The organism is Devosia sp., assembly GCF_041917035.1.
Classification (GTDB): Bacteria; Pseudomonadota; Alphaproteobacteria; order Rhizobiales; family Devosiaceae; genus Devosia_A.
Genome location: NZ_JAYRYM010000450.1, coordinates 1 through 1,572 on the forward strand (window position 1 = coordinate 1; position 1,572 = coordinate 1,572).

Annotated in this window: 2 protein-coding genes and 1 pseudogene; 2 read left to right on the forward strand and 1 reads right to left on the reverse strand. The window is 69.2% G+C overall.

Annotated features, from left to right (window positions below; all coding sequences use genetic code 11):
- Positions 1 to 198: pseudogene (locus ACE3TU_RS22195) on the reverse strand (hypothetical protein); the annotation flags it as partial.
- Positions 199 to 328: 130 nt separating this feature from the next.
- On the opposite strand from ACE3TU_RS22195, the gene ACE3TU_RS22200 reads away from it, so the two are divergent.
- Both ACE3TU_RS22200 and ACE3TU_RS22205 read left to right on the forward strand, forming a co-directional pair.
- Positions 329 to 1,099, forward strand: a complete 771-nt coding sequence (locus ACE3TU_RS22200) for an SDR family NAD(P)-dependent oxidoreductase (protein WP_374628023.1) — start codon at positions 329 to 331, stop codon at positions 1,097 to 1,099.
- Between the two features lie 93 nt (positions 1,100 to 1,192).
- Positions 1,193 to 1,572, forward strand: a 380-nt coding sequence (locus ACE3TU_RS22205) for a glycine zipper domain-containing protein (RefSeq protein ID WP_374628024.1), incomplete at its 3' end; no start/stop codon positions are given.

Genomic DNA, 1,572 nt, shown 5'->3' on the forward strand with positions numbered 1-1,572 from the left:
CGCCACCGTGAGCGGAAAGGCGAGCGGCGCCGTCGGCCCCTCGGCGGGGGCTTCCAGCCGGTTGAGGCAGGCGAGCCCGGCCAGCGCCGCGGCATGGTTGGGCTCGGTGCGCTCCAGCCCCAGCAACCTCCGGCGCTCCTCCTGCGACGGACCGTTGAGGGGGGCGATCTGGGCGGGTCTGACGAGGTCGAGGGTCATGTGCGGGGTGATCTGAAGGTTGCGGATGCCCCGCTCCTAGCCACTGCGGATGTCGCTGCCGTGACACCCCGCCCTTGCCTCCTCGTACCCCTCGCGCTAGAGACCCGCGCACACATTTGCGGGGAGCCACATGTCCGAATTCGCTGTTTATCCCAGCCTCGATGGCATGCCCGTCATAGTGTCGGGCGGCGCCTCCGGCATCGGCGAGGGCATCGTCCGCGCCTTCGCGGCGCAGGGCAGCAAGGTCGGCTTCGTCGATATCGCGGCCGAGGCCGGCAGGAAGCTCGAGGCCGAACTCAACGCTGCCGGCGCCACGGTGGCGTTCGCCCGCTGCGACATCACCGACGTCACGGCGTATCAGGCCGTCATCCGTCAGTTCGAAGCCGCCCATGGCCCGGCCCTCGCGCTCGTCAACAACGCCGCCAACGACCTCCGCCACAAGTGGGAAGAGGTGACGCCGGAGTTCTGGGACCAGTCGATCGCGGTGAACGCCAGGCACGCCTTCTTCGCCGCCCAGGCGGTGCTGCCCGGCATGATCGCTGCCGGCAAGGGCTCGATCGTCAATTTCGGCTCGATCAGCTGGATGATCCTCACCGGCAACCTTGCCGCCTACACCGCCTCCAAGGCCGCCATGCACGGCCTGTCGCGCTCGCTGGCCCGCGATGTCGGCAAGCACGGCGTGCGGGTCAACACCCTGGTGCCGGGTTGGATCATGACGGAGCGGCAGCTGACCCACTGGGTGGACGATGCCGCCAACCGCCTGATCGACGAGCAGCAGGCGCTGGCCGGCCGGCTCTACCCGGCCGATATCGCCCGCATGGCCCTGTTCCTCGCCGCCGACGATTCCCGGATGATCTCGGCGCAGGACTTCGTGGTCGACGGCGGCTGGGCCCACGGCTAGTATCGCGACAGGCAAGGGCAGGCGGGGGTCGCGCGCGACACCGTGCTGCCGCATTCGATGGCGACAACGGGCGCCGGTCAACGGGGGACGTCAATGCACTCCAAGCTTCTTCTCGCCGGCCTTGCGGCCCTGTCGCTGAGCGCCTGCACCTCGATCAATCCCTATACCGGCGACAGCCAGCTGTCGAACACCACCGGCGGGGCCATCGTCGGGGCCGGCGGCGGCGCCGTGGTGGGCGGCCTGATCGGCGTTGCGACCGGCAATGATCCGCGCGTCACCGCCCTTATCGGTGCCGGTTTCGGCGGCCTCACCGGCGCGGCCATCGGCAAGTACATGGATCAGCAGGAGGCCGAGCTGCGCGCCCAGTTGCAGGGCACCGGCGTATCGGTCACCCGCGTCGGCCAGCAGATCATCCTCAACATGCCCTCCAACATCACCTTCGGCGTCGATTCCGCCGTCATCCAGCCGCAGTT

Bases quoted from the DNA above. Each gene is read 5' to 3' on its own strand.
- ACE3TU_RS22200 (WP_374628023.1), top strand. From the start codon at position 329: ATGTCCGAATTCGCTGTTTATCCCAGCCTCGATGGCATGCCCGTCATA.